Annotated in this window: 19 protein-coding genes; 11 read left to right on the top strand and 8 right to left on the bottom strand. The window is 64.9% G+C overall.

The window, feature by feature from the left end; translation table 11 throughout:
• Positions 1 to 4 precede the first annotated feature (4 nt).
• From mdcA to mdcH, 7 genes are read left to right on the top strand one after another with little or no spacing between them, the layout of a single operon-like run.
• Positions 5 to 1,684, top strand: coding sequence for a malonate decarboxylase subunit alpha (gene mdcA, locus P3T42_RS16050; RefSeq protein WP_429306590.1), 1,680 nt, complete (start codon positions 5 to 7; stop codon positions 1,682 to 1,684).
• Positions 1,685 to 1,686: 2 nt separating this feature from the next.
• Positions 1,687 to 2,733, top strand: a complete 1,047-nt coding sequence (locus P3T42_RS16045) for a triphosphoribosyl-dephospho-CoA synthase (protein WP_429306589.1) — start codon at positions 1,687 to 1,689, stop codon at positions 2,731 to 2,733.
• Positions 2,721 to 3,026, top strand: a complete 306-nt coding sequence (locus tag P3T42_RS16040; RefSeq protein WP_429306588.1) for a malonate decarboxylase subunit delta — start codon at positions 2,721 to 2,723, stop codon at positions 3,024 to 3,026. The genes P3T42_RS16045 and P3T42_RS16040 overlap by 13 nt, the downstream gene beginning before the upstream one ends.
• Complete coding sequence (locus P3T42_RS16035; protein ID WP_429306587.1) at positions 3,023 to 3,919, top strand: biotin-independent malonate decarboxylase subunit beta; 897 nt, start codon at positions 3,023 to 3,025, stop codon at positions 3,917 to 3,919. The genes P3T42_RS16040 and P3T42_RS16035 overlap by 4 nt, the downstream gene beginning before the upstream one ends.
• Positions 3,916 to 4,731, top strand: a complete 816-nt coding sequence (mdcE, locus tag P3T42_RS16030) for a biotin-independent malonate decarboxylase subunit gamma (protein ID WP_429306586.1) — start codon at positions 3,916 to 3,918, stop codon at positions 4,729 to 4,731. Before P3T42_RS16035 ends, mdcE begins: the two co-directional genes overlap by 4 nt.
• Complete coding sequence (locus P3T42_RS16025) at positions 4,731 to 5,459, top strand: malonate decarboxylase holo-ACP synthase (protein WP_429306585.1); 729 nt, start codon at positions 4,731 to 4,733, stop codon at positions 5,457 to 5,459. Before mdcE ends, P3T42_RS16025 begins: the two co-directional genes overlap by 1 nt.
• On the top strand, positions 5,459 to 6,397 hold the full coding sequence (mdcH, locus tag P3T42_RS16020; RefSeq protein WP_429306584.1) for a malonate decarboxylase subunit epsilon: 939 nt from the start codon (positions 5,459 to 5,461) through the stop codon (positions 6,395 to 6,397). Before P3T42_RS16025 ends, mdcH begins: the two co-directional genes overlap by 1 nt.
• 37 nt (positions 6,398 to 6,434) lie before the next feature.
• Here the strand turns inward: mdcH and P3T42_RS16015 are convergent, their stop codons facing one another.
• The 3 genes from P3T42_RS16015 to P3T42_RS16005 form a co-directional block, all read right to left on the bottom strand.
• A complete protein-coding gene (locus P3T42_RS16015) occupies positions 6,435 to 6,755 on the bottom strand; it encodes a type II toxin-antitoxin system PemK/MazF family toxin (RefSeq protein ID WP_074295809.1) in 321 nt (106 codons plus the stop codon).
• Positions 6,749 to 6,997, bottom strand: a complete 249-nt coding sequence (locus tag P3T42_RS16010; RefSeq protein WP_074295810.1) for an AbrB/MazE/SpoVT family DNA-binding domain-containing protein — start codon at positions 6,995 to 6,997, stop codon at positions 6,749 to 6,751. Before P3T42_RS16010 ends, P3T42_RS16015 begins: the two co-directional genes overlap by 7 nt.
• Before the next feature lie 155 nt (positions 6,998 to 7,152).
• Positions 7,153 to 8,085: a LysR family transcriptional regulator gene (locus tag P3T42_RS16005; protein WP_074295811.1), complete on the bottom strand. Its 933-nt coding sequence runs from the start codon at positions 8,083 to 8,085 to the stop codon at positions 7,153 to 7,155.
• A gap of 179 nt (positions 8,086 to 8,264) precedes the next feature.
• Between P3T42_RS16005 and P3T42_RS16000 the strand changes: the two genes are divergently transcribed.
• Positions 8,265 to 9,044 (top strand): putative hydro-lyase, encoded by a 780-nt coding sequence (locus P3T42_RS16000; protein ID WP_074297373.1) that lies wholly within the window; start codon positions 8,265 to 8,267, stop codon positions 9,042 to 9,044.
• Positions 9,045 to 9,122: 78 nt separating this feature from the next.
• Positions 9,123 to 10,427, top strand: coding sequence for an MFS transporter (locus P3T42_RS15995; protein ID WP_429306583.1), 1,305 nt, complete (start codon positions 9,123 to 9,125; stop codon positions 10,425 to 10,427).
• Positions 10,428 to 10,534: 107 nt separating this feature from the next.
• Here P3T42_RS15995 and yjfF read toward each other — a convergent pair whose 3' ends face one another.
• The 4 genes from yjfF to P3T42_RS15975 all read right to left on the bottom strand — a co-directional run bounded on the left by yjfF (position 10,535) and on the right by P3T42_RS15975 (position 15,390).
• The gene (yjfF, locus tag P3T42_RS15990; protein ID WP_429306582.1) at positions 10,535 to 11,656 is read right to left on the bottom strand and encodes a galactofuranose ABC transporter, permease protein YjfF; all 1,122 of its coding nucleotides are present in this window, start codon (positions 11,654 to 11,656) and stop codon (positions 10,535 to 10,537) included.
• Complete coding sequence (locus P3T42_RS15985) at positions 11,653 to 12,684, bottom strand: ABC transporter permease (RefSeq protein ID WP_074295814.1); 1,032 nt, start codon at positions 12,682 to 12,684, stop codon at positions 11,653 to 11,655. The genes yjfF and P3T42_RS15985 overlap by 4 nt, the downstream gene beginning before the upstream one ends.
• Positions 12,681 to 14,282, bottom strand: a complete 1,602-nt coding sequence (locus P3T42_RS15980) for a sugar ABC transporter ATP-binding protein (RefSeq protein ID WP_429306581.1) — start codon at positions 14,280 to 14,282, stop codon at positions 12,681 to 12,683. The genes P3T42_RS15985 and P3T42_RS15980 overlap by 4 nt, the downstream gene beginning before the upstream one ends.
• A gap of 121 nt (positions 14,283 to 14,403) precedes the next feature.
• On the bottom strand, positions 14,404 to 15,390 hold the full coding sequence (locus P3T42_RS15975; protein ID WP_074297378.1) for an ABC transporter substrate-binding protein: 987 nt from the start codon (positions 15,388 to 15,390) through the stop codon (positions 14,404 to 14,406).
• A gap of 349 nt (positions 15,391 to 15,739) precedes the next feature.
• On the opposite strand from P3T42_RS15975, the gene P3T42_RS15970 reads away from it, so the two are divergent.
• Positions 15,740 to 16,174, top strand: a complete 435-nt coding sequence (locus P3T42_RS15970) for a universal stress protein (RefSeq protein ID WP_074295815.1) — start codon at positions 15,740 to 15,742, stop codon at positions 16,172 to 16,174.
• Between the two features lie 100 nt (positions 16,175 to 16,274).
• On the opposite strand, the gene P3T42_RS15965 is transcribed toward P3T42_RS15970, so the two are convergent.
• Positions 16,275 to 16,865 (bottom strand): alpha-ketoglutarate-dependent dioxygenase AlkB family protein, encoded by a 591-nt coding sequence (locus P3T42_RS15965; RefSeq protein WP_429306580.1) that lies wholly within the window; start codon positions 16,863 to 16,865, stop codon positions 16,275 to 16,277.
• A 190-nt stretch (positions 16,866 to 17,055) separates the two neighbouring features.
• Here P3T42_RS15965 and P3T42_RS15960 point away from each other — a divergent pair, with 190 nt between their 5' ends.
• Positions 17,056 to 17,640 (top strand): malonic semialdehyde reductase, encoded by a 585-nt coding sequence (locus P3T42_RS15960; RefSeq protein ID WP_074295817.1) that lies wholly within the window; start codon positions 17,056 to 17,058, stop codon positions 17,638 to 17,640.
• The last annotated feature ends 49 nt before the right edge of the window (positions 17,641 to 17,689 follow it).

Raw genomic sequence — 17,689 nt, 5'->3', positions numbered from 1 at the left:
GCCGATGAATCCACGAGCCGAACCCACTTCCCACTCCGCCACCGCACCCGCGGCCCGGTCCTGGACCACCCTGCGCGACGAGAAGGCCCGGCGGCTTGCCGCCATCGCGCCGTGGCTCGAAGACGGAGTGCTGCCCGCCGCGCGCATGGTCGATGCGCTGGAGATCCTGATCCGCCCCGGCGACCGCGTCGCCCTTGAAGGCGACAACCAGAAGCAGGCGGACTTTCTGTCGCGTTCTTTCGCCAAAGTCGATCCGCAAAAGATTCACGACGTGCATCTGCTGATTTCCAGCATCAGCCGTCCCGAGCATCTGACGCTGTTCGAGCGCGGCATCACGCACAAGGTCGACTTCGCTTTCGCCGGACCGCAAAGCCTGCGCGTCGCGCAACTGCTGGAGGACGGCCAGCTCGAAATCGGCGCGATCTACACTTATGTCGAGCTGTACGCGCGGATGTTCGTGGACCTGACGCCGAACGTCGCGCTGCTGTGCGCCGAAAAAGCGGACCGTCACGGCAATCTCTACACCGGCCCGAATACCGAAGACACCCCCACCATCGCGGAGGCCGCGGCGTTCCGGCATGGCATCGTGATCGTTCAGGTGAACGAAATTGTCGACGAATTGCCGCGCGTCGATATTCCCGGCTCGTGGGTGGACGTGGTCGTGGAAGCCGACCGGCCGTTTGCGGTCGAGCCGTTGTTCACGCGCGATCCGCGCCACATTGGCGATCTGCAGGTGCTGACCGCGATGATGGTGATTCGCGGCATCTACGAAGCGTATGGCGTGACCTCGCTCAATCACGGTATCGGCTTCGATACCGCGGCGATCGAACTGCTGCTGCCGACCTACGGCGCAGCACTCGGGCTGAAGGGCAAAATTTGCCGCAACTGGACGCTCAACCCGCATCCCACACTGATTCCGGCCATCGAATCGGGCTGGGTCGAAAGCGTGCATTGCTTCGGCAGCGAAGTGGGCATGGAACAGTACATCGAGGCGCGTCCCGACGTCTTCTTCACCGGCCGCGACGGCAGCCTGCGCTCGAACCGCGTGCTGTGCCAGTTGGCCGGCCAATACGGTGTGGATCTGTTCATCGGTTCGACGCTGCAGATCGACGCGGATGCGAACTCGTCGACGGTCACGCGCGGGCGGCTCGCCGGCTTCGGCGGTGCGCCGAACATGGGCCACGATCCGCGCGGGCGCCGTCATTCGAGCGAAGCGTGGCTCAAGCTGCTGAAGGACCAGGGCCCGGTTTCGCGTGGACAGAAGCTGGTGGTCCAGCTCGCCGAGACGTACAAGAAAGGCGGCGAGCCGACCTTCGTCGACGAACTCGACGCGGTTGCGGTCGGCGCGAAGAGCGGCATGCCGATCGCACCGGTGATGATCTATGGCGACGACGTCAGCCATGTCGTCACCGAAGAAGGCATCGCGCATCTGCACAAGGCTGAAGGCATCGACGAACGGCGCGCCGCGATCGCGGCGGTGGCGGGCGTCACGCCGATCGGATTGCGCGCGAAGCCGGAGAAAACGGCTGAGCTGCGCCGGCGCGGCATCGTCGCTTATCCGGAAGATCTCGGCATCCGGCGCGGCGAAGCGAAACGCTCGCTGCTGGCCGCGCGCAGCATCGACGATCTGGTCACCTGGTCGGGCGGTCTGTATGTGCCGCCGGCGCGTTTCCGGAGCTGGTAAGCATGGCTACGCCCACACTGATGCCGGTATCCGCCGCGCGGGTTTCTGTCGGCGCCAGGCCACCTGCGGGTGAGAGGCTGCCGGTCGGGACATACGCCGCGCCGTTTGCGGCGGGCCTCGCCGTAGGCGGTCGCCAGGGCGGCCTCGAAGCCCGCCGCGAAGCCAGCGCCGCCGACGCGTGGCTGGCCCGGCTTGCCACCACCGCGTTGATCGAAGAGGCACAACTCACGCCGAAGCCCGCCCTGGTGGATCGGCGCGGCAGCGGCGCGCACCGCGATCTCAATCTGGACATCATGTTGCGTTCCGCGCAGGCGCTGGAACCGACCTTCGCCGCGCTCGCCTCGGCCGCACGCTACAACGCACCGTCCGCGACCCTGCGCGCGGAACTGGCGCAGATCGGTCGCGCCGGCGAACACGCCATGATGCAGGCCACCGACGGCAGCAATGCGCACCGTGGGGCGATCTGGATTGTCGGCTTGCTGGTGGCAGGAGCCGCGCTGGTGGATGGCCGCCCGCCGGCGTACGCCGCAGCAGCCACGTCTGCGAACGCCGCCTCGAACGTCTGCGCGCTGGCCGCCCAGATCGCCTGCTTCCCCGACCGCGTCGCCGCGCCCCCGGACAGTCACGGCGAACGCGTACGCCAGCGCTATCAGGTCGGCGGCGCGCGGCGCGAAGCGCAGGACGGCTTTCCGCACGTCGTCGCCGTCGGCCTGCCGGCGCTGCTCGCAGCCCGGGCTCACGGCGCACCGGAAGACGCCGCGCGTATCGACGCGCTGCTCGCCATCATGGCCTCGCTCGACGACACCTGCCTGTTGCATCGCGCCGGCTTGCCGGGCCTGCAAGCCGGTCAGCAAGGCGCACGGCGGGTGCTGGATCTCGGCGGCAGCAATACCATCGCCGGCCGCGCCGCGCTCGCCGAACTCGACCGCACGCTGCTGTCCCTTAACGCATCCCCCGGCGGCGCAGCCGATCTGCTCGCCGCTACCCTCTTCATCGACATGCTGGTGCGTCACGGCACCGGCGGGAGCCAAGTCTCATGGAAAATCTGACCTTCAATTACCCGGCGCAGCGCGCCGTCACGACCCGCGCCCATGTCGGCGTGGTCGGCTCGGGCGACCTCGAAGTGCTGCTGTCGCCGGCCGCTTCGATGACGGCGCACGTGGTCGTGCGCACCAGCGTCGACGGCTACGGCCATATCTGGAAGAGCGTGCTCGACCGCTTCTTCACGCGCTACGACGGCGCCGCGCAGATCGAGATCAACGACTTCGGCGCGACCCCCGGCGTAGTGGCGCTGCGTCTCGCGGAAGCGGTGGAGGAAGCGGAACAGGGAGACGAGGCATGAGCACCGTCGCTACCCCTGTGACTACCCCTCAACCCGCGCCCGTGCTGCACGACAGTTTCATCGAACTGTCGGCGCGCGAACGCGCCCGCGCCCTGCTCGACGCCGGCACGTTTCGCGAACTGCTCGGACCGTTCGACCGGATCGAGTCGCCGTGGCTGCCGTTGCAAGGCATCGTCTGCCAGGCGGACGACGGTTGCGTGATCGCGCGCGGCACGATCGACGGCGAACCTGCGGTGGTCGCCGCGATCGAATCGGCGTTCCAGGGCGGCAGTATCGGCGAGGTCTCCGGCAGCAAGATCGCGGCGGCGCTCGAACTCGCCTTACGCGACTGCGAACGCGGCAAGCCGGTTCGTCCGGTGGTGCTGTTCGAAACCGGCGGCGTGCGTCTGCAGGAAGCCAATCTGGGCCTCGCCGTGATCGCCGAAATCCAGGCCGCGATCGTTGCGCTGCGCCGGCATGTGCCGGTGGTCGGCGTGATCTCGGGGATGGTGGGCTGCTTCGGCGGCATGTCGCTCGCGGCCGCGCTGTGCTCGTATCTGGTCGTCACGAAGCAGGGCCGGCTCGGCATGAACGGGCCCGAAGTGATCGAACAGGAAGCCGGTATCGACGAACTCGACGCCAGCGACCGCCGTCATGTGTGGCAACTGATCGGCGGCGAACAGCGGGCCTTGACGGGCTTTGCGGATGCCCTCGTCGAAGACGATCCCAATGCGCTGCGCAGCGCCGTGCAGCGTGCTTTCACCCAGGGCGTCCCGGCGGCGCACCGGACCGAGCAGGTCGACAGCTATCTGGACGGACTCGCGCGGATCGATCCGGCGAACGTCACCCCTGAAACCATGCGGACCGTGTTTCATGCGAACGCCGCGCTCTCGTCCTCCAAGGAGCAAGCATGACCGAAGCCTCCCTTACCCGCGGCGCACGCTGGTTTCGCGCCCTCGCCGGCGAGCCGGTCAGCGCGGCGCCGGTGTGGAGCGGCGACGCTCCGCTTGGCAACGACACCGCCCACTTCTTCGCCGTCGTGCCCGATCCGCAGAACCGCTTTCCGCGCGCCACCGATAACGTCGTCGGCCTCGAACAGGGCTGGCTGCTCGCGCGTGCGGTACGCAAGGCCATCGCCGAGGATGCACAAAGCGGCACGCGGCGCCCGATCGTTGCGATCGTCGATGTGAAAAGCCAGGCCTATGGCTACCGTGAAGAGACGCTCGGCATTCACCTCGCCTGCGCCGCGGCGGTCGACGCGTATGCAACCGCACGCGACGCCGGCCATCCTGTCATTGCACTGATTGTCGGGCCGGCGATGTCCGGCGCATTTCTCGCGCATGGCTACCAGGCCAACCGGATCCTCGCACTCGATGCGCCCGGCACCATGGTGCACGCCATGGGCAAGGAAGCTGCGGCCCGCGTCACGCGCCGCACGGTCGAAGACCTCGAAGCGCTTGGTGAAACCATTGTGCCGATGTCGTATTCGATGGCCTCGTTCGCCAAACTTGGCCTGCTCGACGAACTGATCAAAGGCGTCGATGCCGATGCGCCCAGCGACGCGCAGATCGGACACGTGCGTGAGGTGCTGAGCGCGGCGATTCGCAGCGCGCGCGACGACCAGCCGGGTCTCTCGCACCGGCTGCAATCCGATACCGCCAGGAAGACCCGGGCGGCCTCGGTCGAAGTGCGGCGGCGCCTGGCCGAACAGTGGGACGCTGCGTAATGCGCACTTGTGCGCCGCCGCCGTTTGCGACCGACAGCGCGCTTCAATGCGACGCGCGTTGGCGGCCGCATGACCTGCTGCGTCTGCGTCGTCTGCCCGCATTCGACGGTGAGCCGGAGTGGGTTCGCGCCGCCTTCGCAGGCGCGCCGTTCGCGGTGGTCAGGCGCGCGCAGGCGGCGCCCGGCTTCATCGCCATCGGCGTGCGCGGCAACGGCCGCGCACAACGTTACGGCACGTGGGTTGAAAGCGGCGATATCGAAGCCGCGATCGCCCCCGAAGACCTCGCAGTCAGCTTGCCTGCCGACGCCGAACGTTGTGCCCTGCCGGCGTTCGCCTTGTATGCCGCCTTGCGCCGCGAAGCGCGCTACCTCGACGCGTTGTCGTGGGGGCCCACCGGCAGCGCAGGTTTCGAACTGGTGAGCGGCATGCCCACCGTCACCGTGACGAGCGATCTCGATCTGCTGGTCCGCACGCCGCGAACACTCTCGCGCGAGCACGCCGCGCAGATGTTGAACGAACTCGAGTTGCATGCGCAACGCGCAGGAATTCGCGTCGACGTGCAACTCGAAACACCTGCAGGCGGCATTGCGCTTGCGGAATGGGCTGCCGGCAAGCCGCGCGTCATGGCACGTGATGCGCAAGGTCCGCGGCTGATTGCCGATCCGTGGGGCGCCGACGCCACACAAGCCGCGCACGCCGCGCAACCCACACTCAATGCGCACGCATAATGCTCGCTTACCAGTTTCCCGGCCAGGGCGCGCAATCTGCGGACTTCCTGCATCGATTGCCGCAGCACGCGGTGGTCGCCGCCACGCTCGACGAAGCCTCCGAGGCACTCGGTACCGACGTGCTGACGCTCGACACCCCCGACGCGCTACGCTCGACGGTTGCGGTTCAGGTCGGGCTGGTGGTGGCCGGCGTCGCGATGGTTCGCCTGTTGGCCGACGCGCGGGTCATGCCTGACATCAGCGCCGGCCTGTCCGTAGGTGCCTATGCGGCTGCGGTCAGTTGCGGCGCGCTCGAGTTCGCCGACGCGCTGCGCATGGTGCGCAAGCGGGCCGAGTTGATGGAGACCGCGTATCCGTCCGGGTACGGATTGGCCGCTATTTCCGGCCTGACTGAACGGCAGTTGGAGACGCTCGCTGCGCAACAGGCGCAGGAAGGTTTACCGCCCGTCTATATCGGCAACGTCAACGCACCCAGGCAGATCGTCATGGCCGGCGCCGACGCCGCGCTCGAAGCATTGATAGAACGCGCGCTAGCGGCTGGTGCACGCAAAGCCACGCGCCTCGCCGTGAGCGTGCCGTCTCATTGCGAACTGCTTGCGGATGCCGCCGACGCATTGATCGACTACGCACGCGGCGTGCCGTTTCACGCGCCGCACAGTCTCTATGTAGGCAATCGCGGCGGCCGGCCGTTGCATACGGCGGAGGCCATCCGCGACGACCTCGCGACGAACATGCGTCATACGGTTCGCTGGTTCGACGCGCTCACCGTGATGCTTGAAATGGGTGCTCAGGTGGTGGTGGAAGCGCCGCCGGGTCAGGTGTTGACCGACATTGTCCGCGAGCAGTGGCCGCAGACCACGGCACTCGCCTTAAGCAGCATCGCACCGGACCGATGGGTGGCGACTGTGCGTCGCCGCCTCGCCGCGGGCGAAGGTTGAACGACATGGCTGCGATGCGCTATCGCAGCGTGTAGCCTCACTCGACAAAGATCTCCTGCAGCGTCGACAACGCGTTCGATAAAGCCAGATCCGACACCGCCCCCGCTTTCTTCACCAGCCGCGTCTTGTCGACCGTGCAGATCTGGTCGAGCAGGATCAAACCCTTCTTGCGCAAGAACGTAAGCGGCACGCGAAACGGCGCGGCCTTGCCGGCCGTGGTCATGGGCGCCACGATCACCGTGCGCAGATGATCGTGCAACTCGGATGGTGACACCACCACGCACGGCCGGGTCTTTTGAATCTCGCTGCCAATGGTGGGATCCAGCGCAACCAGCCAGACGTCGCCGCGCGCTACCACGTGAACCCCGCGTCATCCGCGTTGGGAAACTCGCCCATCACAAGGTCGTCGTCACCCGACGCCGCCAACGAGCGGCTCGCGTCCGCCCAGCCCGTGCGGGCCCTCTTCTGCGGGCGACGCAAGACCAATGCGTTCCCCTCTACTTGCATATCCACTTCGTCCTCCAGTCCCAGTTGGGTCAAGATGGGTTTCGGAATCAGTACGCCATGGGAATTGCCCATTCTGCGGATCGTTGTCTTCATGGCGTCACCTGAACAGGAATGCTAAAGGGTTAGCGAACATAAGTAAGCACAATGTTATTACACGATAGCACGGCAAACGGCATAAGACGAATCGCATTGCGATACGTTGCAATCCGCCGCGAGTCGATGCGGTACGTTGCCAAAGCCCCCGCCCGCTAGCGTCGCTGGATCAACTGTCGGCCCATGGTCTGCGCATAGGCGTCGCAAGCGTCGTGCGCCACTCGCGCTGCCGCGAGCACGCCCACAGCGGCGTCATCGCGATAACACATGGCCACGACGATAGGCGGCGGCAACGGCCGCACCTGCAACTCGCCGAGTTCTCCGCTCTGTAGCAACGGCTCGACGAACAGCGCCGGCACCGCCGCCACGCCGTAGCCGTCGCGCAGCAACTGCACGATCACCGCGACCGACGGCATGCAGGTGACGTTGGTCTGTTCGAGCGGCACACCCGCCCGTCTCGCGAGCTCGCTGACAATGCCCTCCACCGCCATCTGCGGCGCAGTCCCGCGTCCGAACGTCAGCACCGGTTTGTGCAGCACCGTCTGCACATGCTTCGCGCGGCTCGCGGGAATCAGGTCGCGGCGCGCGATCCAGCGCACCGGGTAGCTCGCCAGCGCGGTAGACACCACCGTGGGGTCGCCGTCGCTCTCCACCTGCAACACCAGGTCCAGTTCGCCCGCGCGCAGTCGCGGCGCGAGCACGGCACTCACGTCGACGGTCAGGTCCACCACGATGCGGCTGTATTCTGTGTTGAGCATGCGGACATAGTCGGGCAGCCAGCTATGCACAACCGTTTCGATGACGCCGAGCCGCAGCCGCGTGGCGATTTGCGCGTCGTCCTGGGCGGCGAGTTGCAGCGAGCGCGTCGCCTGCACGACCGAGCGCGCATGCGTGAGCAGACGCTCGCCGTGCGGCGTCAGTTGAAACTCCGCCGCGCTGCGCTCGATCAACTCGACGCCCAATTCCGCCTCCAGCGTCTTGATGCGCAATGAAATCGCCGCGGGCGTCGCGTGCATCGCGTTAGCGGTTGCGCGAAAACTGCCGAGGCGGGCCAGCGTCAGAAACGTTTCCACAAAGCGTGTATTCACAGCGGCATCTCTGGCAAATGAGCGGGTCAATCATCTGGCGAATGATGGGGCAAATAGTGGCGCGACGGCCGTCTACCTCGTTAAGTTTAATTTAACGAAAAGCAAAAAAATCTCGCTAGATGGATATTTTCGGCGCGACTACTCTGGTTCGCATCCGTCACCCGAAGCGAAGCCCGTTCATGTCCCTTGCTCCATCCGAATTCCGCCAGCAGGTTCGCAGCGGCCGCCTGTCCGGCCCCACCGCCGGCTATTGCGGCGATTTCGCGCAAGCCAATCTGGCGATCCTGCCGCGCCAATCCGCCGACGATTTCCTGCGCTTCTGCACGCTCAATCCGAAGGCCTGTCCGCTGCTCGCAATCGGCGAGCCCGGCGACTGGCGAGTGCCCGCGCTCGGCGCCGATCTCGACGTGCGCAACGACGTGCCCGCCTTCTACATCTACCGTCACGGCGAACGCACGGAAGAAGTGCGCAGCCTGAACGAACTCTGGCGCGACGACCTGGTGGTGTTCGCCATCGGCTGTTCGTTTTCGTTCGAGGAGATGCTCAAGCGCGAGGGAATTGCGTTGCGCCATCTCGAACAGGAACGCAACGTGCCCATGTACCGCACCAGCGAAGCCAACGTGCGGGCCGGCGTGTTCGGCGGTCATCGCGTCGTATCGATGCGGCCGATGAAGGCCGCCGACGCGATTCGCGCCATCCAGATCACCAGCCGCTTTCCCTCCGTGCACGGTGCGCCGGTGCATCTGGGCGACCCGTCGCTGATCGGCATCCGCGATCTGTCACGGCCCGATTTCGGCGATGCGGTCGACATCCACAGCGACGAGCTGCCGGTGTTCTGGGCCTGCGGCGTGACACCGCAAGCGGCCATCGAAAGCGCGCGTCTGCCGTTCGCGATTGCCCACAAACCCGGTCACATGCTGATCACGGATATCCCGAACACGCGGCTCGCGATTCTCTGAACGCGTCACTCAAGGTCTTCTATCCCGCTGCAAGCCGTGCATCAAGACACGGTTCCTAAAACGACCCGGAGGTTAAGCATGGAAAGCAAAGCGCAGTTGACAGCCGATACGACGGAGACATCCCCCTCCGACGCACGCACCGGCGGCCCGTTCTCGTGGTACCGCACGATTTCGGCGGGCGAGAAGCGCGCCTTCTGGAGCTGCAAGATCGGCTACATGCTCGACGCAATGGACACGCAATTCCTGAGCTTCGTGATTCCCACGCTGATCGCCACCTGGGGTATCACGCGCGGCGATGCGGGTCTGATCGGCACGGTCACGCTGCTCAGTTCGGCGCTCGGCGGCTGGGCGGCCGGTGTGCTGTCGGACCGCATCGGCCGGGTCAAGACGCTGCAGATCACCATCCTCTGGTTTGCGATTTTCACGCTGGCCTGCGCGCTGGCGCAGAACTTCGCGCAGCTACTGTGGGCACGCGGATTGATGGGGCTAGGCTTCGGCGGCGAATGGACGGCGGGCGCGGTACTGATCGGCGAAGTGATCCGCCCGCGCGACCGAGGCAAGGCAGTGGGCCTCGTGCAAGCGGGCTGGGCAATCGGCTGGGGAGTGTCCACCTTGCTGTTCACGCTGGTGTTCTCGTTCGTCCCCGCGCACGACGCGTGGCGCGTGCTGTTTGCGCTCGGCATTGCACCGGCGCCCTTCGTGATCTGGATTCGCCGTTTCGTCGCCGAACCGGAGGCGCATCGGCAGCAGAAACGGGTTGAAGCGGATACGCAGGTGCACCCTTCCCTGCTCGACATCTTTCGCCGCGACATGATCTGGACCACGCTGCGCGCCTCGATCCTCGCCACCGGCGTGCAAGGCGGCTACTACGCGGTCACCACCTGGCTGCCGACGTATCTGAAAACCGAACGGCATCTGAGCGTAATCGGCACCGGCAGCTATCTGGGCGTGGTGATCGCCGGGTCGTATTGCGGCTACCTGGCCGGCGCGTATATCAGCGATGCAATCGGCCGCAAGCGCGCCTTCATCGCCTTCGCGCTGGCCTCGGTGGCGATCGCCTTGATGTACACGCGCTTGCCGCTCGACAACCTGTCGATGCTCGCGCTCGGCTTCCCACTCGGCTTCTGCGCGTCGGGAATCTTCGCGGGGATGGGGGCGTTCCTGACCGAACTCTTCCCGACCCGGATTCGCGGGTCGGGACAAGGCTTCTGCTACAACTTCGGACGAGCGGTCGGTGCGACGTTTCCGTTCCTGATCGGTTATGTGTCGCAGAGCATGACGCTCGGACATGCAATCGGCGTGTTTGCGGCCGCGGCGTATGGCGTGGTGATTCTCGCTGCCTTCACCTTGCCTGAAACCAAAGGCCGAGCCTTGATGTCGTGAGGTCTCCGCGCGCTTGATGGCGTCGCTGATCGTCTTGCCTGGCTACATCAACATGTTGCTTCGTAGCGTGAGCGTCTTTGCCCAACGGCAGAGCGCCCACGCCTCTTTCAACGACCCAATGCCTTGGGCAACCCTTCCTGCGGCACGCGGCCAGCCGCATGCGAATCCGTCGCGGACGCGTCATGACGTGCGCGTTCGCGCGACGGCGTCGCCACCACCGCACCAGCGGGACCGCCCGGCCGCCGCACCGAACGCGCATGACGTTCGATCAGCCGCTGCAGCAGGCAGAACGCGCACAGCAGCGCGCCGATCACGATGCGGGTCCACCATGAGCTCAGCGTGCCGTCGAACGTGATCAGCGTCTGGATCGTGCCCAGAATGCCGACACCGAACAGCGAGCCGATGACATAGCCGACGCCGCCCGTCAGCAAGGTGCCGCCGATCACAGTCGCGGCAATCGCATCGAGCTCCATGCCCTGCCCCTGCAATCCATAGCCGGACAGTACGTAGAACGTGAAGACCGCGCCGCCGAGCGCCGAGCAGAAGCCGCTCAGCGCATAGACGCCAATCCGTGTTTGCGCCACCGGCAGCCCCATCAGCAGAGCCGAACGCGGATTGCCGCCGACCGCATACACATTGCGTCCGAAGCGCGTGAAATGCGCCACAAAAATCGCGGCAATCAGCGTCACCAGCGCGATCAGCACATTGGCGCTCACCGAGCCGGTGCCGACCGGAAGACGGTACGACGAGATGGCCTTGAAGGTCGGATCGGTGATTGTGATGGACTGCGTAGTGATCAGGAAGCACAGCCCGCGAGCGAAGAACATCCCAGCCAGCGTAACGATGAACGGCTGCAACCGGAAAAAGTGGATCAACGCGCCCTGCACCGCGCCGAATAGCGCGCCCATCACCAGCACGATCGGCAGGATGACCCAGACTGACACGTGCATCTGCTCGGATAGCACCGCCTCGACGATGGTTGTCAGCGCAACCACCGAACCCACCGAGAGGTCGATCCCACCCGAGACGATCACGAACGTCATGCCGATCGCGACAATCAACAGGAAGGCGTTGTCGATCAGCAGATCGAGCAGCACCTGTAGCGAGAAAAAGCCGGTGTACATCACCGAGCCGAAACCGAACAGCGCGCAGAACAGCAGGATGGTGACGGCGATCGGCAGCGTGCGCGGATCGAAAATGCGAGCCCAGATATCGACCAGACGTTTCATCGCGCCACCCCACGCGGGCTGAACACAGACATCGCCAGCGCACGCGCCGAAGGCGACTGGATCACGCTGACCACCAGCACCACCACCGCCTTGACGACGAGCGTCGCTTCGGGCGGCACGCCGATCGAATAGGTCGTGTAGGTGAGCGTCTGGATGATGAGCGCACCGAGCACCGTGCCCGCGAGACTGAAACGCCCGCCGAGCAGCGAAGTGCCGCCCAGCGTCACCGCGAGAATAGCGTCGAGTTCGAGCAGCAGTCCCGCGTTGTTACCGTCTGCACTGCGTACGTTCGAGCTGATCAGAATGCCGGCAATGGCCGCGGTGAGTCCGGAAAAGCCATACACGGCAAATACGATGGCTTTCGAGCGCAGTCCCACCAGCCGGGTTGCCACCGGATTCACCCCAATCGCGCGGATAAAGAGCCCGAGCGCCGTGCCCTCGATAAGCAGCGCCGTCAGCAACACCGCGGCAGTCGCGATCCACACGGAAAACGGCACCGCCAGCAGATAGCCGCCGCCGACGAACAGATAGCCCGGCGCGCCGATCGGAATGATCTGGCCGCCGGTCAGCAACTGCGCGACGCCACGGCCGGCCACCATCAGGATCAAGGTGGCGATGATCGGCTGCATGCCGACGTAGGCCACCAGCATGCCGTTCCACATGCCGCTCAGAATCCCCACAAGCAACGCCGCAGCGAGCGCCTCTCCGATCAGCCCGGCACTCGGGAACGGCTGCGTAGCCAGCATGGTGGCCGCTGCAGCGCCGGCAATAGCCACCACGGCGCCGACGGAAATGTCGATGCCGCGCGTGGCGATCACCAGCGTCATACCCGTCGCCACAAGAACGAGCGGCGCCGCGCGATTGAGAATGTCGATCGGCGCGCCGAACAGGTGGCCGTCGAGCATGCGCAGCGACAGAAAATGCGGATTGACCCACAGATCGAGCAGGAAAAGCAGCGCAAGCGTCACGCACGGCCAGATCAGCGGGCGCTCCGCGCCATCACGCGCGAACCAGTTCGATAGCTTCATTCGCCGCTCCCCGCAATCAGTCGATAGATGTTGTCCTCGTTCGAGGCGTTGCCCGCCACTTCCGCAATCTTGCGGCGGTCGCGCAGCACCGCGACGCGGTGGCTCACGCGCAACACCTCGCTGACCTCCGACGAAATGAACAGGATTGCGAGGCCGCCGGCGCACAAGGCCAGCATCCGGTCCATGATGTCGAACTTCGCGGCTACGTCGATGCCGCGAGTCGGTTCGTCGAGAATCAGCAACCTGGGTTCGGTGGCAAGCCAGCGCGCCAGCAGCGCCTTTTGCTGGTTGCCGCCGGACAGCAGACCGATGGGCTGTTCAGCGTCCGAGGCCTTGATGCCAAGCCGCTCGATCCACAGATCGGCCAGTTCCCGGGCCCGTGCGCGGCTGATCTTGCGCAGCCAGCCGCGCTGCGCCTGCAGCGCCAGCAGAATGTTTTCGCGGATCGACAGTTCGGCGACGATACCCTCCTTCTTGCGGTCTTCCGGGCAATAGCCGATGCCGAGCGCCACCGCGTCGTGCGGCGAGCGCAGGCGCACCGCTTTCCCGCCTACGGTGATCGTGCCGCTGTCGGCACGATCCGCGCCGAACAGCAAACGCGCGGTCTCGGTCCGTCCCGATCCGAGCAGGCCGGCCAGACCGAGAATCTGTCCGGGTTGGACGTCGAGATCGACCGGCTGCATGCTGCCGCGCCGCCCAACGCCGCGCAGCTCGACGAACGGCTCCACGGCTTGCCGTTCTGCCGGCGCTTCGTGCTCGGCGTCCCGCAGGCGCGCGCTCATCCGCTCGTGTCCGACCATCTTCGCAACCAGTTGATCCGCCGACAGGTCGCGCGCGAGGTACTCGCCCTCACACTCGCCGTTGCGCATCACGGTAATGCGATCGGAAATGGCGTACGTCTGCTCGAGAAAGTGCGTCACGAACAAGATCGCAATACCCGATTGCTTAAGATGCCGAAGTATTTTGAAAAGCTGCGCCACCTCGCTGTCGTCGAGGCTGGAAGTGGGCTCGTCGAGAATCAGCACGCGCGCGTCGACCGAGATCGCCCGTGCGATGGCCACCATCTGCTGCACGGCGATCGGGTAGGCATCGAGCGATTTGGTGACATCCAGCGAGACGTCGAGCCGGGCAAGCGCCGCCTGCGCGCGGCGCCGGATTTCGCGCCAGTCGATGGCGCCGAAACGCTTCGGCTGGCGCCCCGCAAAGACGTTTTCCGCCACCGACAGATTGGGACACAGATTCACTTCCTGGTACAGCGTCCGCACGCCGGCCGCCTCGGCCTCCTGCGGCGAACCGAAGGCCACCGGCTGACCGCCGAGCCGCACCACGCCGCTATCGGGCGCAACCACGCCCGTCAGCACATTGATCAAGGTGGATTTGCCGGCGCCGTTCTGCCCCATCAGCGTATGCACCTCGCCGGGGAACAGACGGAAGTCGACGTTTTGCAGCGCCTTCACGCCGGGGAATGTCTTGCTGACGCCGGCGGTTGCCAGGATTGGCTCAATTTCTCCCGCTTGAGCGTTTGAAGCGGCATGCGCCGTCGGCGCCGGGCCGCGATCACGGACGGGATCGGACGAATCAGGAGTCGGGTGGGCCATAGACCTCGCTCGATGGGTGGAAAAGAGGCCGCCCGCTGCAGTCACAGCCGGACGGCCAGGCACCGCTGGAGAAACTCGTTATGTTCTACTGATCACCTGATCGATTCGATTCGCTTCGGTTTCAGTACTTGCGGGTCGGCAAGGTCTGCGCCGCGACGCTCATCGGGAAGACCGTCTCCTGCGTCAAAATCCGCTTCGGCAATGGCTTGCCGGCCACCACGTCCTTCACCGCCGACATCAGTTGCGGCCCCAGCAACGGGCTGCACTCCACATCGACATTCATCTTGCCCGCGGCCATCGCCTGGAAGCCGCCCTTGGTCGCATCGAACGAGACGACGGTGATGTCCTTGCCGGGGTGCATGCCGGCCTCTTCCATCGCCTGGATGGCGCCTAACGCCATGTCGTCGTTATGCGCATAAACAACATTTATTTTATTTCCATAAGTTTTGATGAAGGCTTCCATCACCTGCTTGCCGCCGGCTAGCGTGAAGTCGCCGCTTTGCGAGGCAATGATCTTGAACTTGGGATCGTTCTTGATCACTTCCATCAGTCCGGAGTGCCGGTCATTCGCCGGCGCGGAGCCGACCGTTCCCTGCAGTTCCGCGATGTTGATAGGCCCTTGATCGTTCTTATAGTGATCTTCGAGCCAGTGGCCGCCGCGCCGCCCTTCTTCCATGAAGTCCGAGCCGATCATCGTGACGTAGAGCGAGGTGTCCTTCACGTCGATGTTGCGGTCGGTCAGTATCACCGGGATCTTCGCGGCCTTGGCCTCGAGCAGGATCGGCTCCCAGCCGGATTCCACCACCGGCGAGAAGGCGATCACGTCGACTTTCTGCGCGATATATGAACGGATCGCCTTGATCTGGTTTTCCTGCTTTTGCTGGGCATCCGAGAACTTGAGGTTGATCTTGGCATCGGCCGCGGCCGATTTGATCGATTCGGTATTGGCGGTGCGCCATGCACTCTCGGCGCCGACCTGCGCGAAACCGAGGGTGATGGGTTTGTCCTGGGCATATGCGCCGGGTGCAGTGAGGGCGAGTGCCCCGAAACCCGCAGTGAGCGCGAGCGCGCCCAACGCACGACATACCACGCGTCGTGAATTCGCCATGACTGTCTCCTGATCGTTGTTGTGTTGGCGATCCGTGGTGGCCTGAAGCAAGCCCTCGGCAAGGATCGTGATCAAGCGTAGTGGCTGGCGCCCTCAGCGTCCAATCATATGATTCGCGCCCTCCATACCAATTTTGGTATAGCGACCTGAAGCGGGGCTCACAGTCATGCATACCGGCGCGGCAGCCGCAATGTGCGCTCGTCCACGCGCTCCGGCAGCGTTCTTTATGTGATTTTTACGCGTCGGCAGGCAGTCTTTAGACGCCTGGAACACGCCTGCCGCTACGCTTTAATTGATCCTGCTGCACACCCGCAGTCAGATCCGACGTTCAACTGATGGACAACCGATCATGCTGAAACTGCTGGTTCCCGTAAGCCGCTCGACGCGCTCGCTGCAAGCCGTCCGGCACGCTGCGTTCCTCTACAACGAGCGATGTGCCTCCGAAGTCGTGCTGGTCAATGTGCAGCCGCCGCTCGAATCGACACGTCTCGAAGCGTTTTATTCGCTCTCGACACTGCGCGCGCTCGAAGATGGCTACGCCGAGGCGGCGCTTAGCCGCGCCAAACGCATTCTAGAGGATGCAGGCGTCAAGTACTCCGTAGAAGTCAGGGTGGGCGCGCTGGTGCCGACCATTGCGAATTGCGCAGAGCAAAACGATTGCGACGAGATCGTGGTCACCGCGCCGCGCAGGGATCTGTTTCACGCCGTCGCGCGGCTGGTGAACCGCAGTGTGCTGGACCGGCTGGTGAGCGTTTCGCGCGTTCCGGTCACGGCAGTCAATTGAAGCGGCATGGGCGGTCTTGCTTGCGCGTGGGGGTTTCAACGCCGCGCGGCAAACAGGCGGGTTTTATCTGCGCCCACCGCGCCGGCGCCATTGAACGCCGCTAGCGCTCCGGCATCACCCAGCGAAACGTCAGATTGATCCGCTCGCCGCTAATACGCGGCTCCTTAGGCACCCGATGCCGCCACTCCGCCTGCGTGTTGCCCCGCATCACGAGCAGGCTGCCGCCTTTGAGCTGATACGACTGCACCGCCCCCGTCTTGTTGTGACGCAGATCGAAAGTGCGGGCTGCGCCCAGACTCACCGACGCAATCACCGGCTGCGGCCCCAACTCGCGCTCGTGATCGGCGTGCCAGCCCATGCTGTCGAGTCCATCGCGGTAGCGGTTGAGCAACACGCTGTTGAAGCGGCACTCGCAGATCGTTTCCGCCTGCGTCTTCAACTCGGCCACCATCGGCGTCCACGCTTGCGGCACGTTGCGAATGCCGGAGTAGACGTAGATCGCGTCCGCTTCGCCTTGCCACGCGGTGAGACGCGGCAGCGCTACGCGACCGGCCGGCGTGCCCATCGATTCCTGCTTCCACGCCACTTCGTCGATGAGTTGCCGCAACGCGCGCTCAGCCGCGGCGGGCGCGAGCCAGTCGGGATACCAGGCAACGTCGGGCTTGGGAAGATCGTCGAACAGATCGTTCATGGGATAGCATATCGCATGCGCATCTGCGCGTTTGAGTGGAAAGTGGCCGGGCTATTATGGAACGAGTCGCCGCCGTGGGTCACGTATCCGGCTTGCGCTTTTATTCACGCCCACTCGCGGCAAACCGTGCCACGCTGCGCCCCTCCGGCAGCCCCACGATCCAACTTTTCCTGTTACCCAATTGACCATCATGAACCTTTCCGACGACGCACTCGACCAGCTCTTTCGCAACGCGCGCACGCATAACGGCTGGCAACCCAAACCGGTCGACGATGCCCTGCTCAGGCAACTGGTAGAACTCGTCCTGCTCGGACCGACCTCGGCTAATTCGAGCCCGGGCCGGTTCGTTTTCGTCAAGTCGCAGGAAGCGAAGGAAAAGCTGCGCCCCGCCCTGTCGGCTGGCAATCTCGAGAAGACGATGGCTGCGCCGGTGACGGTGATCGTAGGGATGGACATGGCCTTCTACGAGCACTTGCCTAAACTGTTCCCGCATGCCGATGCGCGCAGCTGGTTTGCGGGCAACGAAAAAGCCATCGCCGACACGGCTTTTCGCAACGCGACGCTGCAAGGCGGCTATCTGATCATGGCGGCACGTGCGCTGGGGCTCGATACCGGCGCGATGTCGGGCTTCGATGCGGCCAAGGTCGACGCGGCGTTCTTCGCGGGCACGACGGTGAAGGCAAACTTCCTCATCAACCTCGGCTACGGCGACCCGTCGAAGCTGTTCGCGCGCAGCCCGCGTTTTACGTTCGACGAGGCCGCTCAGATCGTCTGACGCAGGTGTTGTGAAGTACGAGGCGCGCGGCGGGTTTCGCTTCGGGCTT

This window comes from Paraburkholderia sp. GAS38, from assembly GCF_050434965.1.
Lineage (GTDB): Bacteria > Pseudomonadota > Gammaproteobacteria > Burkholderiales > Burkholderiaceae > Paraburkholderia > Paraburkholderia phenazinium_A.
This window is presented reverse-complemented; position numbering and strand designations above follow the sequence as displayed.